At 74.6% G+C, this 23,466-nt stretch carries 3 protein-coding genes; all 3 read right to left on the bottom strand.

Features of this window, described 5'->3' with window-relative positions:
• Positions 1–3,515: type I polyketide synthase (locus ABZY31_RS29375; protein WP_356416299.1), on the bottom strand; the 3,515-nt coding region annotated here is incomplete at its 3' end.
• Between the two features lie 103 nt (positions 3,516–3,618).
• Entirely contained in the window at positions 3,619–21,030 is a 17,412-nt protein-coding gene (locus tag ABZY31_RS29370) for an SDR family NAD(P)-dependent oxidoreductase (protein ID WP_356416296.1), read from the bottom strand.
• 45 nt (positions 21,031–21,075) lie between these two features.
• On the bottom strand, positions 21,076–23,466 hold a 2,391-nt coding region (locus tag ABZY31_RS29365; RefSeq protein WP_356416293.1), incomplete at its 5' end, for an SDR family NAD(P)-dependent oxidoreductase.

Below are 23,466 nucleotides of genomic sequence, written 5' to 3'. Positions count from 1 at the left end.
CCCGAGGCACGTACCGCGACCTGGTCCTCGGCAGCGTCACCGGCCAGCACCCCGACGAGCCGGACGAGAAGCCGGTCATCGGCCTGCTCCGGCAGATCGATCAGACCGCCCCAGCGGCCCCCCTGCTCCATGGAGGCGACCCGGCCCAGACCCCAGATCAGCGCCTGCTCGGGATCGGTGACCCGGTCCGCCCGCCCGGCGGCCACCGCGCCCCGGGTGAGGCACCACAGCGGGGCGGCGACGCCCGCGTCACCGAGCGCCTGGGACAGCGCGATCCCGGCGGCGAAGGCCCCCTCGCCACCCAGGGCGAGGAGGGACAGGACCCCGGCGGGGTCCTGCGTCTCGTCGAGGGCGGCCTTCAGGGCGTCGCGGTCGGTGGCGTCGGCGGCGACGGCGAGGGTACGCACCTGCGCGCCGCGGTCGGCGAGGGTACGCAGCACGGCGGCCGCGGTGTCCCCGGCCGGCCCGGTGAGCACCTCGGGCACGACGACCAGCCAGACACCGGAGAGCATGGCCTCTGCCGGGTCGGCGGACGGCTTCCAGGTGATGCGGTAGCGCCAGCCGTCGACGGCGGACTGCTCCCGGCTCTCGCGCCGCCAGGAGGAGAGACCGGGCAGGACCGTGCCGAGCGACCGGATGGCGTCGGGGGTGTCCAAGGCCAGGGCTCCGGCCAGGGCTGTGACGTCCTCGCGTTCGACGGCGTCCCAGAAGCGGGCGTCGACCGCGCTCTCCGTGGACAGGGCGTCCGGCTCGACGGGAGCCGCCTCGGGCCAGAACCGCCGGCCCTGGAAGGCGTAGGTGGGCAGGTCGACCCGACGGGCACCCGTCCCGGCGAAGACCGCCTCCCAGTCCACCGCGACACCGCGGACGTACGCCTCACCGAGCGAGAGCCAGAACCGCTCCAGACCACCCTCGTTACGGCGCAGCGACCCGAGCACGGCCGCCTCACGACCGCTGTCCTCCACGGTCTCCTGTATGCCCACGGTCAGGACGGGGTGCGGGCTGGACTCGATGAAGACCCCGAAACCCTGCTCCAGAAGCGTGCGCGTGGCCTGCTCCAGCTCGACCGTCTGACGCAGGTTGCGGAACCAGTAACCAGCGTCCAGCTCCGGCCCCTTGACCCACTCCCCCGTCACCGTCGACAGGAACGGCACCTGCGCCGCCCGCGGCACGACCGGAGCCAGCAGCTCGGCCAACTCCTCACGCAGGAGATCGACCTGGGCAGAGTGCGAGGCGTAGTCCACCGCGATCCGCCTGGCCCGGACCCCGTCCGTCTCGCAGACGGCCAGGAACTCCTCCAGCGCCGCCACCTCGCCCGAAACCACCACCGAGGAAGGCCCGTTCACCGCGGCGACGGAAATCCTCTCCTCACCCCAGGGCGCGATCCGCTCCCGTACCTCCACGGCCGGCAACGGCACCGACACCATGCCGCCCAACCCGGCCAGCACCCGCCCGATCGCCTGACTGCGCAACGCCACCACCCGAGCGGCATCCTCCAGCGACAAGATCCCCGCCACGCAGGCGGCCGCGATCTCACCCTGCGAGTGCCCGATCACCGCACCCGGACGCACCCCGACCGAACGCCACACCTCCGCCAGCGACACCATCACCGCGAACAACGCCGGCTGCACGACATCCACCCGATCCAGCGAAGGAGCACCCTCCACACCACGCAGCACATCGACCAACGACCAGTCGGTAAAGGGCTCCAGTGCCTTCGCACACTCATCCACTCGGGCAGCAAACACAGGTGAAGCGTCCAACAGCGCCTGGGCCATGCCCACCCACTGCGACCCCTGCCCGGGGAACACGAAAGCGGTCTTCCCACCGATCACCGACCCGGTCACCACACCCGCGGCCAACGACCCCGACGCCACCGCCGCGACACCCGCCACATGATCACCGAAAACCACCGCACGATGGTCCAGCCCCGCACGCGTCGACGCCAACGACCACGCCACATCCATCGGATCCACACCGGCCACATCCACCGCGGCCAACCGCTCCGCCTGCGCCCGCAACGCACCCGCACTCTTACCCGACAACACCCACGGCACCACCGGCAGAACCGGCAGAACCGAACCCCCACCCTCCCCCGCCACACCCTCGGCCCCGGCCTCGGCGTCGACGACCGGAGCCTGCTCCACGATCACATGCGCGTTCGTCCCACTGAAACCGAACGACGACACACCCGCACGCCGAGGGGCCCCGGTCTGCGGCCAGGGAACGTTCTCGGCGATCAGGGAGACGGCACCCGCCGTCCAGTCGACGTGCGGCGTCGGCTCGTCGAGATGGAGGGTCTTCGGGACGATGCCGTGGCGCATGGCCTCGACCATCTTGATGATGCCCGCGACACCGGCCGCGGCCTGGGTGTGCCCGATGTTCGACTTGACCGAGCCGAGCAGCAGCGGCCGGTCCTCCGGGCGGTCCTGGCCGTAGGTTGCCAGCAGCGCCTGCGCCTCGATCGGGTCGCCCAGCGTCGTACCCGTACCGTGCGCCTCCACCACATCGACGTCGGCGGCGGCGAGGCGGGCGTTGGTGAGCGCCTGGTGGATGACCCGCTGCTGGGAGGGCCCGTTGGGGGCGGTGAGGCCGTTGCTCGCGCCGTCCTGGTTGATCGCCGAGCCGCGGATCACGGCGAGGACCGGGTGGCCGTGGCGCTGTGCGTCCGAGAGCTTCTCGACGAGGAGCATGCCGACGCCCTCGCCCCAGCCGGTGCCGTCGGCGGCGGCCGCGAAGGGCTTGCAGCGGCCGTCGGCGGCGAGGCCGCGCTGGCGGCTGAACTCGGTGAAGGTGGCCGGAGTCGCCATGACGGTGACGCCGCCCGCGAGGGCCATGGTGCACTCGCCCGCCCGCAGGGCCTGCACCGCGAGGTGGAGGGTGACGAGGGAGGAGGAGCAGGCGGTGTCGACGGTGACCGCCGGGCCTTCGAGGCCGAAGGTGTAGGCGACCCGGCCGGAGGCGATGCTGCCGGAGCTGCCGGTGCCGAGGAAGCCCTCGACGCCCTCGGGGACGGAATCCAGCCGGGCGGTGTAGTCGTGGTACATGACGCCGGCGAAGACGGCGGTGCGGCTGCCGCGCAGCGACGTGGGGTCGATGCCCGCCCGTTCGAAGGCCTCCCACGAGGATTCGAGCAGCAACCGCTGCTGCGGGTCCATCGCCAGGGCCTCGCGGGGCGAGATGCCGAACGGGGCGGGGTCGAAACGGGCGGCGTCGTAGAGGAAGCCACCTTCGCTGACGTAGCTGGCTCCGGCACTGTCGGGGTCGGCGTCGTAGAGGGTCTCCACGTCCCAGCCCCGGTCAGCGGGGAATCCGGAGATCGCGTCCTCGCCGTCGGCGACGAGCCGCCACAGGTCCTCGGGGGTGCGGACGCCGCCGGGGTAGCGGCAGCTCATCGCGACGATCGCGACGGGTTCCTGGTTCTGCTCCTCGACCTCACGCAACCGCCTGCGGGCCTGACGCAGATCGGCGGTCGCCCGCTTGAGGTAGTCGCGAAGCTTGTCCTCGTTCACCATGTGCGTGGGCTCCATGCCAGAGAGGCGGTCGTACGGGTCTGTCTGTCCGTGGTGGGTGCGAAAAAGGTGGCCGGGCGGGGCGGGGGCGCCCCGCCCGGCGGTTTCAGGCGCCGAGCTCGTCGAGCAGGTCGAAGAGTTCGTCGTCGGTCGCCGTGTCGAGGTCGCCGTCGAGGTCCTCGTCGTCGGTGTGCCGGCCGGTGTCCTGGCCGGTGTTCCACTTGGCGAGGAGGGCCTGGAGGCGCATCGTGATGCGCGAGCGGGTGACGCTGTCCGCGTCCGCGGCATCGGACCCGCCCAACGCGGTTTCCAGCCGGTCGAGTTCACCGAAGACGGTGGGGCCGTCGGCGTCGAGGGGCAGCGCGGAGCGCAGATAGGCGCTCAGGCCCTCGGGGGTCGGGTAGTCGAAGATGAGCGTGGCGGGGAGGCGCAGGCCGGTGGCGGCGCCGAGCCGGTTGCGCAGTTCGACCGCGGTCAGCGAGTCGAAGCCGAGCTCCTTGAAGGCGCTGCCCGGTTCGATGGCGGCCGCGCCCACGTGGCCCAGGACCTGGGCCACGTGGGTGCAGACGGTGTCGAGGAGCACCCGGTCCCGTTCGGCGGGCGGGAGTTCGGCGAGCTGTCGCGCCAGCGTGCCGGGACCGTCGGCGGACGCCGCCCCGCTGCTGGTCCTGCGGCGTACGGGCGTACGGAGCAGGCCGCGCAGCAGGGGCGCGACGGTGTCGACGACCTGCGCCTGGAGTCCGGCCAGGTCGATGCGGGCGGGCACCAGCAACGCGGGGACGTCCTCGTCCGGCCCGGCCGTCACCGCCCGCAGGGCCGCATCGAAGAGAGCCAGGCCATCGGCCTCGGAGAGCGCGGCCATGCTGCCGCGGCCGAGGCGGCGGCGGTCCTGCTCGTCGAGGGTGGCCGCCATGCCGGCCTCGTCGTCCCACAGGCCCCAGGCGAGCGAGAGGCCCGGCAGGCCCTGTGCCCGGCGGTGCTGGGCGAGGGCGTCGAGGAAGGTGTTGCCCGCCGCGTAGTTGGCCTGTCCGGCGTTGCCGAAGACACCGGCCGCGGAGGAGAACAGGACGAAGGCGGCGAGGCTCAGGTCTCGCGTCAGCTCGTGCAGGTTCCACGCCGCGTCGGCCTTGGGCCGCAGGACCTTCGTGACCCGTTCGCGGTCGAGCGAGGTGATGGTGGCGTCGTCGAGGACACCGGCGGTGTGCACGACGGCCGTCAGCGGGTGCCCTGCCGGTATCGAGGCCAACAGGGCGGCCAGGGCGTCCCGGTCGGCCGCGTCGCAGGCCGCCCAGGTGACCCGGGCCCCCGCGGCGGTGAGCTCGTCGGCGAGTTCGGTGGCTCCGGCGGCCGTGGCTCCGCGACGGCTGGTCAGCAACAGGTGCCGCACGCCGTGCTCGGCGACGAGGTGCCGGGCGAGCAGGCCGCCCAGGGTACCGGTGGCCCCGGTGATCAGGACCGTGCCCTCGGGGTCCGGTCCGCGGTCGGCGGAGGCGCCGTCCGCGGGCGGAGTGAGGGTGGCGCGGGCCAGCCGGGGAGCCCGTACGGTTCCTGCGCGCAGGGCGAGTTGGGTCTCGTCGGTGGCGAGCGCGGCGGCCAGGGACCGGTGCGAGGCGTCGTCCCCGTCGAGGTCGACGAGGACGAAGCGGTCCGGGTGCTCGGCCTGCGCGGAGCGCAGCAGACCCCATACGGCGGCGTGCGCGAGGTCGGTGACGTCCTCCTCGGGGCCGGTGGCCACGGCGCCGCGGGTGACGACCGCGAGCCGCGCCGCCGCGAACCGCTCGTCCGCCAGCCAGCCGTGGACCAGGTCCAGGGCGTTGCCGGTCGCGGCGTGCGCGTCCGGGGCGACGAGGTCGGCGGCCAGCGGGACCAGCACGGTGTCGGGAACGGGCTCACCGAGGGCCTCGGCCAGGTCGAAGGCCTCGCCGAGGGCGGTGAGGTCGGGATGTGCCGACCCGGCCGCGTCGTCGAGTACCCCGGCCCGTTCCAGACCGGCGCCCGTCTTGAGCGGGTCGTCGCCGAGCACGGCCCAGCTGCCGGGGGCCGGCTGCGCCCGCACGCCTCCGGTGAGCGGCAGGGCGGTCCAGCCGATCCGGAAGAGCGCCTCCCGTACGGGCCCGGAGGCACCGGTGTCCGGGGCGAAGGGCCGCAGGACCAGCGTGTCGACGTCGAGGACGCGTTCGCCCTTCGCGTCCCACAGGGTCAATGCCACCGCGTCGCGGCCGGCGGGGGCCATCCGGACGCGCAACGCGGTCGCCCCGGCGGCGTACAGGCGCACCCCTTCCCAGGAGAACGGCAGCCGGGCGCCCTGCGGGCCGTCGGGGAAGAAGTCCCCGAGGGCGACGGCGTGGAGAGCGGCGTCGAGGAGGGCCGGGTGCAGGCCGTAGGGGGCCGCGTCTGCGCTGCGGTCCTCGTCGAGGGAGACCTCGGCGTACACCTCGTCCCCCAGCCGATGGGCCCGGCGCAGGTTGCGGAATGCGGGGCCGTAGCCCAGCCCGATGGCGTCGAAGCCGGGGTACAGCTCGTCCACGGGGCATTCGACGGCCCCGGCGGGGGGCCACTCGCCCAGGGGCTCGGTGCCGGGGTCCTCGGTGGCGGGGGCCAGGGTGCCCGCGGCGTGCCGGGTCCACGGCTCGTCGGGGGCGGCCTGCTCGGGGCGCGAGTAGACCTTGAAGGCCCGTCGGCCGTGCGCGTCGGCCTCGGCCACGGCGAGGCGCAGCTGCGTCCCGCCCGTCTCCGGGAGCACCAGCGGTGTTTCGAGGGTGAGGTCATCCAGCCGGCCGCAGCCGGCGTGGTCGCCCGCCCGGACGGCCAGCTCGACCAGCGCGGCACCGGGCAGCAGGATGCTGCCCGCGACGCGGTGGTCGGCCAGCCAGGGGTGGGTGCGCAGCGAGAGCCGCCCGGTGAACAGGAACCCGTCCGTGTCGGGCAGGTCGACCGCCGCTCCGAGGAGCGGGTGCGCGGTCGAACCGAGCCCGGCGGAGACGACGTCCCCGGCGAGGGCGTGGGCCGGGGCCTCCAGCCAGTAGCGCTGCCGTTGGAAGGCGTAGGTCGGCAGGTCGGCACGGCGGGCGCCGGTGCCTTCGTAGTACGCGGTCCAGTCGACGGCGATGCCCCGCAGGTGCGCCTGGGCGAGGGCTGCGGCGAGGGCGGATTCCTCGGGGTGACCCTTGCGGAGGGCGGGCGCGAAGGCGGCGCCTTCTCCGGAGACGCAGTCCTGTGCGAGGGCCGACAGGACGCCGTCGGGCCCGAGTTCGAGGTACGTGGTGACCCCTGCCGCCTCCAGCGTCCGGACACCGTCGAGGAAGCGAACGCCTTCACGGACGTGCCGCACCCAGAACTCCGCCGAACCCATCTCGTCCGAGACCAGCGCACCCGTCAGGTTGGAGACGACCGGGATCCGCGGAGCGGCGAAGGACAGACCCTCCACCACCCTGCGGAACTCCTCCAGCATCCCGTCCATGTGCGGGGAGTGGAACGCATGGCTGACCGTGAGCCGCTTGCTCTTCCGGTCGGCGAACACCCCCACCACCGCGAGCACAGCGTCCTCGTCACCGGCAACGACCACCGACTGCGGACCATTGACCGCAGCGATGCTCACCCGACCGGTCAGCAACGGCAGGACCTCGTCCTCCGACGCCTGCACCGCCACCATCACACCACCCGAAGGCAACGCCTGCATCAGACGCCCGCGAGCGGCGACCAACGAGCACGCGTCCTCCAACGAGAACACACCCGCCACATGCGCAGCCGCGACCTCACCGATCGAATGACCGGACAGGAAGTCAGGCTTCACACCCCACGACTCCAGCAACCGGAACAACGCCACCTCAACCGCGAACAACGCAGGCTGCGCATACTCCGTACGATCCAGCACAGCCATATCCCCGCCGAACAACACCTCCTTCAGGGGCAGTTCGAGCGAGCCGTCCATGCGGGCACACACCGCGTCCAGCGCCTCCGCGAACACCGGGAAGGCGTCATACAACTCACGCCCCATCCCGAGCCGCTGAGTGCCCTGCCCGGTGAACAAGAAGGCCAGCTTCTCCCCCGCCGCCGGCTGCGTCCCGCGGACCAGGCCGGCCGCCTGACGGCCCTCCGCGAGGGCCGCCAGGCTCGTTCGGAAGCCGTCGACGTCAGCGGCGACCACGGTCGCGCGCTGCTCGAAGACGGCGCGGGTGGTGACGAGCGCGTGGCCGATGTCGGCGGGCTTCGCCTCCGGGTGGGCCTCCAGATGGGCCAGGAGCCGCTCGCCCTGGGCGCGCAGGGCCTCGGGCGTACGGGCGGACAGGTGCCAGGGCAGCGCCGCCGGGCCCGCGAGGGCTGGGGCGGCCGCGTCGCCACCGGCGCCGGTGGTGGCCCGGGTGCTGCCGGATTGCGGGAGCTCGATGATGGCGTGGGCGTTGGTGCCGCTCATGCCGAAGGACGAGACGCCCGCGCGGCGCGGCCGACCGGTCTCCGGCCAGGCCATCGGCTCCGTGAGCAGCGAGACCGCCCCCGCCGACCAGTCCACGTGCGGGGACGGCGCGTCGACGTGCAGGGTCCGGGGCAGGACACCGTGGCGCATGGCCTCGACCATCTTGATGATGCCCGCGACACCTGCGGCGGCCTGGGTGTGGCCGAAGTTCGACTTGATGGATCCGAGCCACAGCGGGGTGTCCGCGGGGCGGTCCTGGCCGTACGTCGCGAGCAGGGCCTGGGCTTCGATCGGGTCACCGAGCCGCGTGCCGGTGCCGTGGGCCTCCACCGCGTCGACGTCGGCGGTGCTCAGGCCGGCGTTGGCCAGGGCCTGCCGGATGACCCGCTGCTGGGCGGGGCCGTTCGGCGCGGTCAGGCCGTTCGAGGCGCCGTCCTGGTTGACGGCGGTGCCGCGGACGACGGCCAGGACCTGGTGGCCGTTGCGGCGCGCGTCGGAGAGGCGTTCGACGAGGAGCATGCCGACGCCCTCGCCCCATGCGGTGCCGTCGGCGGCGGCCGCGAAGGGCTTGCAGCGGCCGTCGGCGGCGAGGCCGCGCTGGCGGCTGAACTCGGTGAAGACGTCAGGGGTGGTGATGATCGTGACTCCGCCCGCGAGGGCGAGGGTGCACTCCCCGGCGCGCAGGGCCTGCGCGGCGAGGTGCAGGGCGACCAGTGAGGACGAGCAGGCGGTGTCGACGGTGACGGCCGGGCCCTCGAAGCCGAAGGTGTAGGAGACGCGACCGGAGGCGATGCTGCTGGAGCCGCCGGTGCCGAGGTAGCCCTCGACGCCCTCGGGGACGGTGTTCAGGCGCGAGACGTAGTCGTTGTGCATCTGGCCGACGAAGACGCCGACCTGCTGTCCGCGCAGAGTCGCCGGGTCGATCCCGGCACGTTCGAAGGCCTCCCAGGAGGTCTCCAGCAGCAGCCGCTGCTGCGGGTCCATGGCCAGGGCCTCGCGGGGGTTGATCCCGAAGAACGCGGGGTCGAAGTGGTGGGCGTCGTAGAAGAAGCCGCCTTCGCGGGCGTACGACGTGCCCGGATTGTCGGGGTCCGGGTCGTACAGCGCCTCGGTGTCCCAGCCGCGGTCGGCGGGGAGGTGGGCGATTCCGTCGCGGCCCTCGGCGAGCAGGTCCCACAGGTCCTCGGGGCTGCGGACGTCGCCGGGGAAGCGGCAGCTCATGGCGACGATGGCTATGGGGTCGTCGGCGGCGTCGACGCCGGGTCCGGCGGGGTGCCGCGGGAGGGCGGCGGCCGCAGCCTCGGAGCCGAGGAGTTCGTCCCTGAGGTAGGCGGCGAGGACGGTGGGGTTGGGGTAGTCGAAGACGACGGTGGCAGGCAGCCGGACACCTGCGGTGGCGCCGAGCCGGTTGCGGAATTCGACGGCGGTCAGGGAGTCGAAGCCGAGGTCCTTGAAGGCGCGGCCGGGTTCGACGGCGTCGGGGGTGGCGTGGCCGAGGACGGCGGCGACCTGGTCGCGTACGAGGTCCAGGAGGAGGGCGTCCCGCTCGTTCCCGGGAAGCCGTACGAGCTGCTCGACGAGCGGGGTGCCGGTGCCGGTGGCGGTGGCCTCGACGGCCCGGCGGGCCGTGGTGCGCACGAGGCCGCGCAGCAGTGCGGGGACCATGCTCGCGTCGGCCTGGCGCAGCGGGACGAGGTCGAGCTGCATGGGGACGAGGTGGGCGTCGCCGGTGCGGTGGGCGGTGTCGAGGAGGGCCAGTCCCTCCTCGGAGGACAGGCCGAGGACGCCGGAGCGCGTCATGCGGTCCTTGTCGGCGGCGTCCAGTTCGCCGGTCATGCCGCTGGCGTCGGCCCACAGGCCCCAGCCGAGGGAGGTGCCGGGGAGGCCGTGGGCGTGGCGGTGGCGGGCGAGGGCGTCGAGGAAGACGTTCGCGGCGGCGTAGTTGGCCTGGCCGGCGCCGCCGAAGGTGCCCGCGGCGGAGGAGAAGAGGACGAAGTCGGCCAGGTCGAGGTGGCGGGTCAGCTCGTGGAGGTGGAGCGCGGCGTCGACCTTGGGCCGCAGGACGGTGTCGAGCCGCTCGGGGGTGAGGGCCGTGATGACGCCGTCGTCGAGGACACCGGCGGTGTGGACGACGGCGGTCAGCGGGTGCTCGGCGGGGATGCCCGCGAGGAGGGCGGCGAGCGCGTCGCGGTCTGCGGCGTCGCAGGCGGCGACGACCACGTCGGCGCCCAGCGCGCGCAGTTCGGCGGCGAGTTCGGCGGCTCCGGCGGCGGATTCGCCGCGGCGGCTGGTCAGGATCAGGCGTCGGGCACCGCGGACGGTGACGGCGTGGCGGGCGACGAGGGCGCCGAGGGTGCCGGTGCCGCCGGTGATGAGGACGGTGCCCTCGGTGTTCCACTCGGAGGGCACGGTGAGGACGATCTTGCCGGTGTGGCGGGCCTGGCTGAGGTAGCGGAAGGCCTCGGGGGCCTGGCGCAGGTCCCAGGAGGAGACCGGGATGGGGCGCAGGGCGCCGGATTCGAAGAGGCCGAGGAGGGTGGTGAGCATCTCCTGGATGCGGTCGAGACCGGCCTCGGTGAGGTCGAAGGCCTGGTAGGTGACGCCGGGATGGGCGGCTGCGACGTCCCGCGGGTCGCGGACGTCGGTCTTGCCCATCTCGACGAAGCGTCCGCCGCGCGGCAGCAGCCGCAGCGAGGCGTCGACGAACTCGCGGGCCAGGGAGTCCAGGACGACGTCGACGCCCCGGCCGCCGGTGGCGGTGCGGAAGGTGTCCTCGAATTCGAGGGTGCGGGATGAGGCGATCCGGTCGTCGCTCAGGCCGAGTCCGCGCAGGGTGTCCCACTTGGTGGGGCCGGCGGTGGCGTAGACGTCGGCGCCCCAGTGGCGGGCCAGCTGGACGGCGGCCATGCCGACGCCGCCGGCGGCGGCGTGCACGAGGAGGGTTTCGCCGCTCTGTAGGCCGGCGAGGTCATGCAGGGCGTAGTAGGCCGTCATGAAGACGATCGGTACGGCCGCCGCGTCGGTGAAGGTCCAGCCCCGGGGCATCGGGGCGATCATGCGGCGGTCGACGACGGCGAGCGGGCCGAACGCGCCGGGCAGCATGCCCATGACGTGGTCGCCGGCTGCGAGGTCGGTGACGCCGGGCCCGGTCTCCAGGACGATGCCGGCGCCTTCGGAGCCCATGAGGCCGGGGTCGCCGGGGTACATGCCGAGGGCGTTGAGGACGTCGCGGAAGTTGAGGCCGGCGGCGCGGACGGCGACGCGGACCTGTCCGGGCCGCAGCGGGGCCTCGGATTCGGGGCTGGGCAGGAAGGTGAGGTGGTCGAGGGTGCCCTTGTCCTCGATGTCCATGCGCCAGGCGGAGCCGTCGGCGGGCGGGGTCAGCGGCGTGGTGGCCGGGATCCGGGCGAGGCGGGGGGCGTGGACGGTGCCGCGGCGGACGGCGAACTGGGGTTCGCCGGTGGCGAGGGCCGCGGCCAGGAGCGTGCCGTCGGCGGTGGGGCCGTCGAGGTCGGCGAGGACGAACCGGTCGGGGTTCTCGGACTGCGCGGAGCGGACCAGGCCCCAGACGGGGGCGTGGACCGGGTCGGTGAGGTCCCAGTCGCCCTGGGTGGCGACGGCGCCCCGGGTGACGAGCACCAGACGGGAGGCGGCGAAGCGGTCATCGGCGAGCCAGCCCTGCACTAGGGCGAGGGCCCGGTGGGCGGCGGCGCGGACCGCGTCGGGGGTGAACGCGGCCGCGGAGTCGGGGGCGGGCGGGCAGGGGGCGAGGACGTACGGGGGCAGGGGCGCGCCCGCGTCGAGGGCGGTGGCGAGCTCCGCGAGATCGGCGTACGCGCGGCCCGGCAGGCCGTCGCAGGTGCCGAGGACGGCCCAGCGGTCGCCGGGGGTGGTGTCCTGGGTGGTGGCGGGCAGCGGGAGGGTCGCCCACTCGATGCGGAACAGCGACTCGTGGTGCGCGGTGCGTGCGCGGCCTGCGAGGCGGTCGGCGGAGACGGGCCGGACCCGGAGCCGCTCGACGGCGGCGACGGGTGCGCCGGTGGTGTCGGCGAGTTCGAGTGCGAGGAGGTCGTCGCCGTCGAGGGTCAGGCGGACGCGGAGCGCGGCGGCGCCGATGGCGTGCAGGGACACCCCGCCCCAGGAGAACGGCAGTCCGGCCTGGCGGTCGGTGTCGGCGGGCCGGACGAAGGTGGCGTGCAGGGCGGCGTCGAGGAGGGCCGGGTGCAGGGCGAACCGGGTGGCCTCGGCGCGGCTGTCCTCGGGGAGGGCGACCTCGGCGTAGACGTCGTCGCCGAGGGTCCAGGCGGCGCGCAGGCCCTGGAAGACGGGGCCGTAGGCGAAGCCGCCCTGGGCGAGGTGCTGGTACAGGCCGTCGACGGAGACGGGCTCGGCGCCGGCCGGGGGCCAGGCGGTGAGGTCGAAGGAGGGCCGGGGCGCGCCGGTGGCGAGGATGCCGGTGGCGTGCCGGGTCCAGGGTTCGTCGTCGGCGGCGTCGGGGTCGCCGGAGTACAGGTCGAGGGTCCGGCGGCCGTCTCGGTCGGCGGCCCCGACCACGATCTGGATGCGGACCGCGGCGTGCGGGGCCAGGACGAGCGGGGTTTCGAGGGTCAGCTCTTCCAGCAGGTCGCAGCCGGCCTGGTCGCCCGCACGGACGGCGAGTTCGACGAAGGCGGTGCCGGGGAGGAGCACGGTGCCCATGACGGCGTGGTCGGCGAGCCAGGGGTGGGTGTCGAGGGAGAGCCGTCCGGTGAACAGGAAGCCCTCGCCGTCGGCGAGCGGGACGGCGGCGCCGAGCAGCGGGTGGTGGGCGGCGCCCAGGCCGGCCGATTCGACGTCGCCGATGAACCCGGCGGGGGCCTCCAGCCAGAACCGGCGGCGCTGGAAGGCGTAGGTGGGCAGCTCGGTGCGGCGGGCGCCGGTGGTGGCGAAGTACGCGGTCCAGTCGACCGGGACGCCCCGGGTGTGGACGGCCGCGACCGCGGCGGCGAGGGCCTCGTTCTCGTCGCGGTCGCGGCGCAGGGCCGGGACGAAGACGGCGTCGGGCGTGGTGGCGGTGTAGGTGCCGACGTCGGTGGTGGTGTCGGAGTCGGTGAGGCAGTCGCGGCCGAGGCCGGACAGCACGCCCTGCGGGCCGAGTTCGAGGTAGGTGGTGACGTGCTCGGCGTCGAGGGTGCGGATGCCGTCGAGGAATCGGACGGCTTCGCGGACGTGGGCGACCCAGTGCTCGGGGGTGCGCAGGGCGTCCCCCGCGATCTCGCCGGTGAGGTGGGTGACGACGGGGATGACGGGCGGGTGGTAGGTGAGGGAGGCGGCGACGTCGCGGAAGGCGTCGAGCATGCCGTCCATCAGCGGGGAGTGGAAGGCGTGGCTGACGGTGAGCCGCTTGGTGCGGCGGCCGCGCTGCTCGAACGCGGCGGCGATCTCCAGTGCGACGGCCTCGTCGCCGGAGACGACCACCGAGGAGGCGGAGTTGACGGCGGCGACGGCGATCCGGTCCTCACGGCCGGCCAGCAGCGGCCGGACCTCGTCCTCGGTGGCGGTGAGCGCGATCATCGCGCCGCCTTCGGGGAGTGCCTCCATCAGGCGGCCGCGGGCGGCGACGAGGGCGGCCGCGTCGGTCAGGGTGAGGACGCCCGCGACGTGCGCGGCGGTGATCTCGCCTATGGAGTGCCCGGCCACGAAGTCGGGGCGCACTCCCCAGGACTCGACGAGCCGGTAGAGGGCGCTCTCCAGGGCGAACAGGGCGGGCTGGGTGATGCCGGTCCGGTCCAGGAGCCTCCCGTCCGCGGCGAACAGGGCTTCTTTGAGGGGGTGTTCGAGGTGCGGGTCCAGGGCGGCGCACGCCTCGTCGAGGGCGGCGGCGAAGACCGGGTGGGCGGCGTACAGGTCGCGGCCCATGCCGGGGCGCTGGCTGCCCTGGCCGGTGAAGAGGACCGCGAGGCGGCCGTCGGCCGTGTCGTGCCGGAGGAGCCCGGCCGCGTCGCGGTCCTCGGCGAGGGCGGCGAGGCCGGTGAGGAGCTGCTCGCGGTCGGCGGCGACGACCGCGGCGCGCCGGTCCAGGGCGGTACGGGTGGTGGCCAGGGAGAACGCCACGTCGGCGGGGGCCGCCGCGGGGCGGTCCGCGAGGTGGGCGGCGAGGCGTGCAGCCTGGGCGCGCAGCGCGTCGGGAGTACGGCCGGAGAGGACGAACGGCAGTACGGCGCCGACGACGGCCGGGGCGGCGACGGCGGGGTCCGTGACGGCCGGGTCCGTGACGGCTCCGGCCTCGTCGGCGGGCGGCTGCTCGATGATGACGTGCGCGTTGGTGCCGCTGACGCCGAAGGAGGAGACGCCCGCGCGGCGCGGCCGGCCGGTCTCGGGCCACTGCGCCCGCTCGGTCAGGAGGGAGACGGCGCCGGCGGTCCAGTCGATGTGCGGGGACGGCTCGCCGATGTGCAGGGAGGCGGGCAGGACGCCGTACCGCATCGCCTGGACCATCTTGATGATGCCGGCGGCGCCCGCGGCGGCCTGGGTGTGGCCGATGTTGGACTTGATGGAGCCCAGGAGCAGCGGCCGGTCCTCGGGGCGCCCCTGGCCGTAGGTGGCGAGCAGGGCCTGGGCCTCGATGGGGTCGCCGAGGGTGGTGCCGGTGCCGTGGGCCTCGACGGCGTCGACATCGGCGGGGCTCAGCCCGGCCTGGGCGAGTGCCTCGCGGATCACGCGCTGCTGGGAGGGCCCGTTGGGGGCGGTCAGGCCGTTGGAGGCACCGTCCTGGTTGACGGCCGTGCCGCGGACCACGGCGAGGACGGGGTGGCCGTTGCGGCGGGCGTCGGAGAGCCGCTCGACGAGGATCATGCCCGCGCCCTCGGCCCAGCCGGTGCCGTCGGCGTCGGCGGAGAAGGACTTGCAGCGGCCGTCGGTGGACAGGCCCCGCTGGCGGCTGAAGTCGATGAAGGTGTCCGGGGTGGACATGATGGTGACGCCGCCCGCCAGCGCCATGTCGCACTCGCCGCTGCGCAGGGCCTGCGCGGCCAGGTGCAGGGCGACGAGGGAGGAGGAGCAGGCCGTGTCGATGGTGACGGCCGGACCCTCCAGGCCGAAGGTGTAGGAGATGCGGCCGGAGGCGACGCTGCCCGCGGTGCCGGTGCCGAGGTAGCCTTCCAGGCCCTCGGGGACGGCGGGAAGCCGGGTCAGGTAGTCGTGGTACATGACCCCGGCGAAGACGCCGGTGCGGCTGCCGCGCAGCGAGGCCGGGTCCATGCCGGCCCGCTCGAAGGCCTCCCAGGAGGTCTCCAACAGGAGCCGCTGGTGCGGGTCCATGGCCAGGGCCTCGCGGGGGTTGATGCCGAAGACGTCGGGGTCGAAGTCGGCGGCGGAGTGCAGGAATCCGCCCTCGCGGGTGTACGAGGTCCCGGCGCGGCCGGGGTCGGAGTCGTACAGCGCGTCCAGGTTCCAGCCGCGGTCCGTCGGGAAGGGCGAGACGGCGTCGACGGAGTCGGCGACGAGGCGCCACAGCTCCTCGGGGGTGGTGACCCCGCCGGGGTAGCGGCAGGCCATGGCGACGATCGCGATGGGCTCGTCGGCGACGGTCGGGACGTGGACGGTGGCCGGGCCCGCGGAGGCGGCCAGGTCGCCGAGGAGTTCGGTCCGCAGGAAGGCGGCGAGGGCGTTCGGCGTGGGGTAGTCGAAGACGAGGGTGGCGGGCAGCCGGACGCCGGTGACGGAGCCGAGGCGGTTGCGCAGTTCGACCGCGGTCAGCGAGTCGAAGCCGAGTTCCTTGAAGGCCCGGCCGGCGTCGACGGCGTCGGGGCCGGGGAAACCGAGAACGGCGGCGACCTGGACGCGGACGGTGGCCAGCAGCAGCCGGTCGCGTTCGGGGGCGGTCAGCGGCAGCAGCCGCTCGGCGAGCCCGTCGGCGGGCGCGGCGCCTTGGGCCGCGGCGGGGCGGCGGGCGGCGGGTCGGACCAGGCCGCGCAGCAGCGGCGGGACCATGCGCACGTCGGCCTGGCGCAGCCCGGCCAGGTCCAGGTGCATGGGGACGGCGGTGGCCTCGCCGCTCTCGCGGGCGGTGTCCATGAGGGCGAGGCCCTCGGTGGAGGACAGCGCGGCGACTCCGGCGCGGGAGATCCGCTCCAGGTCGGCGGCGGCGAGTTCGCCGGTCATGCCGCTGCGCTCGGCCCACAGCCCCCAGGCGAGCGCGGTGGCGGGCAGGCCCTCGGCGCGGCGGCGCTGGGCGAGGGCGTCGAGGAAGGTGTTGGCGGCGGCGTAGTTGGCCTGTCCGGCTGCGCCGAGGGTACCGGCGGCGGCGGAGAAGAGGACGAACGCGGCGAGGTCGAGTCCGCGGGTGAGCTCGTGCAGGTTGACGGCGGCGTCGACCTTGGCGGGCAGGACGTGGTCGATCCGTTCGGGGCTGAGCGCTTCGAAAATGCCGTCGTCGAGGACGCCCGCGGTGTGCACGACGGCGGTCAGCGGGTGCTCGGCCGGTACGGAGGCCAGGACGGCCGCGAGCGCGCCGCGATCGGCGGCGTCACAGGCGGCGAGGGTGACCTCGGCGCCCATCGCCCGTAGCTCGGCGAGGAGTTCGGGGGCTCCGGCGGCGGCCTCGCCGCGGCGGCTGGTCAGCAGCAGGCGGCGGACGCCGTGGGCGGTGACCAGGTGGCGGGCGACGAGCCCGCCGAGGGTGCCGGTGGCTCCGGTGACGAGGGCGGTGCCGTCGGTGTCGAGCGGGCGGGCCTCGCGGCCCTCGGCGGCGGGGACGGCGGGGACGCGGGCGAGCCGGGGGACGACGGCGCGGCCCTCGCGCAGCGCGAGCTGCGCCTCGTCGGTGGCGAGGGCGGCCGGGAGGGCGCGCAGGGACTCCTCGCGGTCGTCCAGGTCGAGGAGGACGAAGCGGTCGGGGTGCTCGGACTGGGCGGCGCGCAGCAGGCCCCACAGCGGGGCGTGCGCGAGGTCGGCCACGTCGGACGCGTCGGTGGTGGCGACGGCGCCGCGGGTGACGAACACGAGCCGGGAGGAGGCGAACCGGTCGTCGGCGAGCCAGGCCTGGGCCAGACCGAGGGCCTCGTGCAGGGCGGCGGCGACGGCGGCGGGCAGCTCCGCGTCGACGGGCGTCGGCCCGGTCGGCGGCTCGCCGGGGACGGGCACGAGGACGGCCCGCGGGACGGGGGCGCCCGCGTCGACGGCCGCGGCGAGGGTGGCGAGGTCCGGGTGGGCCGCGGCGGTCGGCAGGACGGCGCCGAACGGGGAGGTGATGCCCGCGCCGGAGCCGACGCCCTCGTCGGCGGCCGCGCCGAGCACGGCCCACTGGCCGGGGACGACGGTGGTGGCCGCGGGTAGGGCGAGCGGGCTCCACTCGACGCGGAACAGCGCGTCGTGGAAGGTGGTGCGGGCGGCTCGTACCTGGTCGGGGGTGACGGGGCGGAGCAGCAGGGCATCGACGGTGGCGACGGGCGCGCCGCTCTCGTCGGCCAGGTCCACGCGGACGGTGTCCTGCCCGGCGGGGGCGAGCCGGACGCGCAGGGCCCGGGCACCGACGGCGCGCAGGGTGACGCCGCTCCAGGAGAACGGCAGGCGGCCGTGGTCGGTGTCCTCCAGCAGGGAGCCCATGCCGACGGCGTGCAGGGCGGCGTCCAGCAGGGCGGGGTGCAGGCCGAACAGGGCGGCTTCGGCGTGTGCCTGCTCGGGCAGGCGGACCTCGGCGAAGACCTCTTCGCCCCGCTGCCAGGCGCCGGTCAGGCCTTGGAAGACGGGGCCGTAGGCGAAGCCGGTGCCGGTGAGGTATTCGTACAGGCCCTCGACGGGCAGGGCGGTGGCGCCCTGCGGCGGCCAGACGGCGAGGTCGCTGCCGGTGCCCCGGTCGGCGGCGGCGGGGGCGGCGGGGGCGAGGAAGCCGGTGGCGTGCCGGGTCCAGGCGCCTTCGCCCCAGGTGTCGTCGGCGGCGTCCTCGGGCCGGGAGTGCAGGGTCAGGGGGCGCCGTCCGTCGGTGTCGGGGGCGCCGACGGCGAGCTGGATCTGGACGCCGCCGTGTGGCGGCAGGACCAGGGGGGCCTGGAGGGTGAGTTCGTCGAGCAGCGGGCAGCCGCTGTGCTCGCCGGCCCGCAGCGCGAGTTCGACGAAGGCGGTGCCGGGCAGCAGGACGGTGTCCATGACCGTGTGGTCGGCGAGCCACGGGTGGGTGGCGAGGGAGAGCCGCCCGGTGAAGAGGTGGCCGTCGCCGTCGGCGAGGGCGATGGCGGCGCCGAGCAGCGGGTGATCGGCGGAGCCGATGCCGGCCGCGGTGACGTCGCCGGTCCAGGAGGTCGGCGGCTCGGGCCAGTACAGGCCGCGTTGGAAGGCGTACGTCGGCAGGTCGACGCGGGTGGTGGAGCGTCCGGCGAAGACGGCTGACCAGTCGACGCGGACACCGTGCGCGTGGGCCCCGGCCACGGCGGCGGCGAACGCGGCCGGTTCGGGGCGGTCGGTGCGCAGCGCCGGGACGAAGACGGTGCCGTCGCGGCCGGCGAGGCAGTCCTGCGCGAGGGCGGTGAGGACGCCGCCGGGGCCGACCTCGACGAAGGTGGTGACGCCGAGAGCGGCGAGGGCGGTGACGCCGTCGTGGAAGCGGACGGCCTCGCGGACGTGCCGGACCCAGTACTCGGGGGTGCAGATCTCCTCGGCGGTGACGGAGGCCCCGGTGAGGTTGGAGACGATCGGGATGACGGGCGGCGCGTAGGTGACGGCTTCGGCGGCCTCGCGGAACGCGCCGAGCATGTCGTCCATGAGCGGCGAGTGGAAGGCGTGGCTGACGGTGAGCCGCTTGGTGCGGCGGCCGCGGGCGCGCAGGGTCTCGGCGAGGGCGGTGGCGGCGTCCTCGTCGCCGGAGACCACCACGGAGCGGGGGCCGTTGACGGCCGCGATCGAGACGCGGTCGGTCAGGAGCGGGGCGACCTCGTCCTCGGTGGCCTCGACGGCGATCATCCCGCCGTCGGCGGGCAGGGCCTGCATGAGGCGGCCGCGGGCGGCGACGAGGGCGGCCGCGTCGGCGAGGGTGAGGACGCCGGAGACGTGGGCGGCGGCGAGCTCGCCGATGGAGTGCCCGATGAGGAAGTCGGGTGTGACGCCCCACTGTTCGAGCTGGCGGCAGAGGGCGACCTCGACGGCGAAGAGGGCGGCCTGGGTGTGGGCGGTCTCGTCGAGGAGGGCCGCCTCGGGGCTGCCTTCGGCGGCGAACAGGACGTCGTACAGGGGGCGTTCGAGGTGCCGGTCGAGTTCGTCCCGAACGGCGTCGAGAGCGCGGGCGAAGCCGGGGTGGGTGGCGTACAGCTCGCGGCCCATGCCGGGGCGCTGGCTGCCCTGGCCGGTGAAGAGGAAGGCGGTGGTCCCTTCGGCGACGGCGCCGACGACGCCGGTCGCGGGCCGTTCCCCGGCGGCGAGGGCGTCGAGGCCGGTGAGGAGTTCCTCGGGGCCGGTGGCGAAGAGGACGGCCCGGCGGTCCAGCGAGGAGCGGCTGGTGGCGAGGGAGTAGCCGAGATCGGTCAGGGCCGCGGGGTCCGCCGCGAGCGCGGGCTCGGCCCGCAGGTGGGCGGCGAGGCGGGCGGCCTGGGCGCGCAGGCCCTCGTCGCCGTGGCCGGAGACGAGCAGCGGGACCGGGCCGGTGGCGCCCTGGGGGACGCTCCCGTCAGCCTCATGCGACGTGGTCCCGTCCGCGTCCTGCGGGTGTGCCGGCTCGACGGGCGGGGCCTGCTCGATGACGGTGTGGGCGTTGGTGCCACTGACACCGAAGGAGGAGATGCCGGCGCGGCGCGGCTGGCCGGTCTCGGGCCACGGCACGGGCCGGGCGAGGAGTTCGACGGAGCCGGTGCTCCAGTCGACGGCGGTGGACGGCTGGTCGACGTGCAGGGATTCCGGCAGGACGCCGTTCTGCATGGCGAGGACCATCTTGATGATGCCCGCGACACCGGCGGCGGCCTGGGTGTGGCCGATGTTGGACTTGATCGAGCCCAGCCACAGCGGTCGCCCGTCGGGCCGGTTCTGGCCGTAGGTGGCCAGGATGGCCTGCGCTTCGATGGGGTCGCCAAGCGTCGTGCCGGTGCCGTGCGCCTCGACGGCGTCGACCTGGGCCGGGGTGAGTCCGGCGTTGGTGAGGGCCTGGCGGATGACGCGCTGCTGGGAGGGCCCGTTGGGGGCGGTCAGACCGTTGCTCGCGCCGTCCTGGTTGACGGCGGAGCCCCGGACGATGGCCAGGACGGGGTGGCCGTTGCGGCGGGCGTCGGAGAGCTTCTCGACGAGGAGCATGCCGACGCCCTCGCCCCAGCCGGTGCCGTCGGCACCGTCGGCGAACGGCTTGCACCGGCCGTCGGGGGCGAGTCCGCGCTGTCGGCTGAACTGCACGAACGCGCGCGGGCTGGACATGACCGTGACGCCGCCTGCAAGGGCCAGGGAGCACTCGCCGCCCCGCAGTGCCTGCACGGCGAGGTGCAGGGCGACGAGGGAGGAGGAGCAGGCCGTGTCGATGGTGACGGCGGGACCTTCGAGGCCGAAGGTGTAGGAGAGGCGACCGGAGACGACGCTGGCCGCGTTCCCGGTGAGGAGGTACTGCTCGACGCCCTGGGGGACGCCGTCGCGCAGCAGGTCGGGGTAGTCCTGACCGTTGGTGCCGATGAACACGCCGGCCTTGCTGCCGCGCAGCGTCGCCGGGTCGATCCCGGCGCGCTCGAAGGTCTCCCAGGACGTCTCCAGCAGCAGGCGCTGCTGCGGGTCCATGCCGAGGGTCTCGCGCGGGCTGATCCCGAAGAAGGCGGCGTCGAACTCCCCGACGCCGTCGAGGAATCCGCCTTCACGGGTGTACGACGTGCCCCGCCGCTCGGGGTCGGCGTCGTACAGGGACTCGATGTCCCAGCCGCGATCGGTGGGGAAATCGGTGATCGCGTCCCTGCTGCCGGCGACCAGCTCCCACAGGTCCTCGGGCGACTGGATGCCGCCGGGGAACCTGCAGGCCATGCCGACGATCGCGATGGGCTCCGGCTCCTGCGACTCGACCTCGCGCAGCCGCTGCCGCGTGTGATGCAGATCGGCAGTCACCCGCTTCAAGTAGCCGAGGATCTTTTCCTGATCCGACGCCTGACCCGCCATTGGAACCTCACCCATGTTCGTCACAAACCCTTGTGCTGCTACTGCCTGCTGTCCGCTGTGCTAGATCCCGAGCTCGTTCTCGATGAAGTCGAAGAGCTCGTCGGGCGTGGCTTCCTGGAGCTTCTCGGCCACGGCCCCATCGCTCGAATGGGCCTGCGGTTCACCCCACTTCGCCAGGAGGGCCTGGAGGCGCGAGGCGATGTCGGCGCGCGTTTCGCCGTCCGGATCGAGGACGGACAGCGCGGATTCGAGCTTTTCGAGCTCGGCGATGCCGGGTGCGGCTCCGGTGGAGCCGTCCTGGACGATTTCGGCTCGCAGGAAGTCCGCGAGGACCCCCGGCGTCGGGTGGTCGAAGACCAGCGTCGCCGGGAGCTTGAGTCCGGTGGCCGCGTTCAGGCGGTTGCGCAGCTCCAGCGCGATCAGGGAGTCGAAGCCGAGCTCCTTGAAGGCGCGGCCCGCGCCCACCTCGTCGGTGGTGGGATGGCCGAGCGCGGTCGCCGCGTGGGAGCGGACCAGTTCCAGGACGACGACGGCCTGTTCGGCCTGCGGCATCGCCGACAGCCGGCGGCGCAGCGCCTCGGCCGGGGAACCTTCCGCGCCCGTGTCCGTCGCGGCCGCCGCGCTCTGCGCGAGGCGCCGTACCTCGGGCAGGTCGCCGAGGAACGGGCTGGGCCGGACGGCCGTGTAGCCGGGGGTGAAGCGTTCCCACTGGATGTCGGCGACGGCGACGGCCGCTTCGGCGTGGTCCAGGGCTTGCTGGAGGGCCCGGATCGCGGCCCGCGGCGCCATGGCGGGCACGCCGCCGCGGTCGAGCCGCTCTCCGATGGCGCCGTCGGCGGCCAGACCGCTGTCGCCCCAGCGGCCCCAGGCCACCGAGGTCGCGGCCAGGCCGTCGGCGTGGCGCTGCTCGGCGAGGGCGTCGAGGTAGGAGTTGGCGGCCGCGTAGTTGCCCTGCCCGGCGTCACCGAGGGTGCCGGCGACTCCGGAGAACAGCACGAAGGCGGAGAGTCCGAGGTCGCGGGTCAGCTCGTGCAGCGTGAGCGCCCCGTCCGCCTTGGGGGCGAGTACGGTCGCGAACCGCTCCGGGGTCAACCCGTCGATGACGCCGTCGTCGAGGACACCGGCGGTGTGCACGACGGCGGTCAGCGGCCGGTCGGCGGGGATACCGGCGAGCAGCGCGGTGACGGCGTCCCGGTCGGCCATGTCGCAAGCCGCGAGCGTGACCTCGGCGCCGAGTGCGGTCAGTTCCTCGCGCAGTTCTGCCGCTCCGAGGGCCTCGGAGCCGCGGCGGCTGCTCAGGACCAGGTGCTCGGCGCCATTCTCCGCCAGCCAGCGGGCGACATGCGCGCCCAGGGCTCCGGTGCCGCCGGTGACGAGGGTCGTTCCCGCCGGCTTCCAGGCGGGCGGGGTGGGGGCGTCGGCGAGCGGGGCGTGGGCCAGTCGTCGGCCGTACAGCCCGGAGGCACGTACCGCGACCTGGTCCTCGACGCCGGCGCCGGCAAGCACCCCGGCGAGCCGGGCGAGGGCCCGGTCGTCGGCCTGTCCGGGCAGGTCGACGAGGCCGCCCCAGCGCTCGGGGAACTCCAGCGCAACGGTCCGTCCGAAGCCCCACACGAGGGCCTGCCCCGGGTCCTGGAGCCGCTCGGACCGGGTTACGGAGACGGCGCCCCGGGTGAGGCACCACAGGGGCGCGCTCACGGCGGCGTCACCGAGGGCCTGGACGAGGGCGGCGGTGGCCAGGAGCCCGGTGTGCGCGCGCAGCGGTGCGGTGCCGTCCCCGGCGAGGGCGAGGAGCGAGAGGACCCCGGCGGGGTCCTGCGTCTCGTCGAGGGCGGCCTTCAGGGCCTCGCGGTCGGTGACATCGGCGGCGACGGTGAGGGTACGGACCTGCGCGCCGCGGTCGGCGAGGGTACGCAGCACAGCGGCTGCGGTGTCCCCGGCCGGTCCGGTGAGCACCTCGGGCACGACGACCAGCCAGATACCGGAGAGGCGCGCGGTGGCGGCGTCGGTGAGAGCTTTCCAGGTGACGCGGTAGCGCCAGCCGTCGACGGTGGACTGCTCCCTGCTCTCACGCCGCCAGGAGGACAGCGCGGGGAGCAGGGCGGTCAGCGGCTGATCGTCCTCGATGTGGAGTTCGGCGCTGAGCGTGGCAAGGTCCTCGCGTTCGACGGCGTCCCAGAAGCGGGCGTCGACCGCGCTCTCCGTGGGCAGGGCGTCCGGCTCGACGGGAGCCGCCTCGGGCCAGAACCGCTGCTCCTGGAAGGCGTAGGTGGGCAGGTCGACCCGACGGGCACCCGTCCCCGCGAAGACCGCCTCCCAGTCCACCGCGACACCGCGGACGTACGCCTCACCGAGTGAGAGCCAGAACCGCTCCAGACCACCCTCGTTACGGCGCAGCGACCCGAGCACGGCCGCCTCACGGCCGCTGTCCTCCACGGTCTCCTGTATGCC

This window comes from Streptomyces sp. NPDC006529, assembly GCF_040611795.1.
Classification (GTDB): Bacteria; Actinomycetota; Actinomycetes; order Streptomycetales; family Streptomycetaceae; genus Streptomyces.
The sequence above is the reverse complement of the archived record's forward strand: the minus strand, read 5'-3'. Positions and strand labels throughout refer to the sequence as shown.

Excerpts from the sequence above, each read along its gene's own strand:
- ABZY31_RS29370 (WP_356416296.1), bottom strand. The coding sequence starts at position 21,030 with ATGGGTGAGGTTCCAATGGCGGGTCAGGCGTCGGATCAGGAAAAGATC.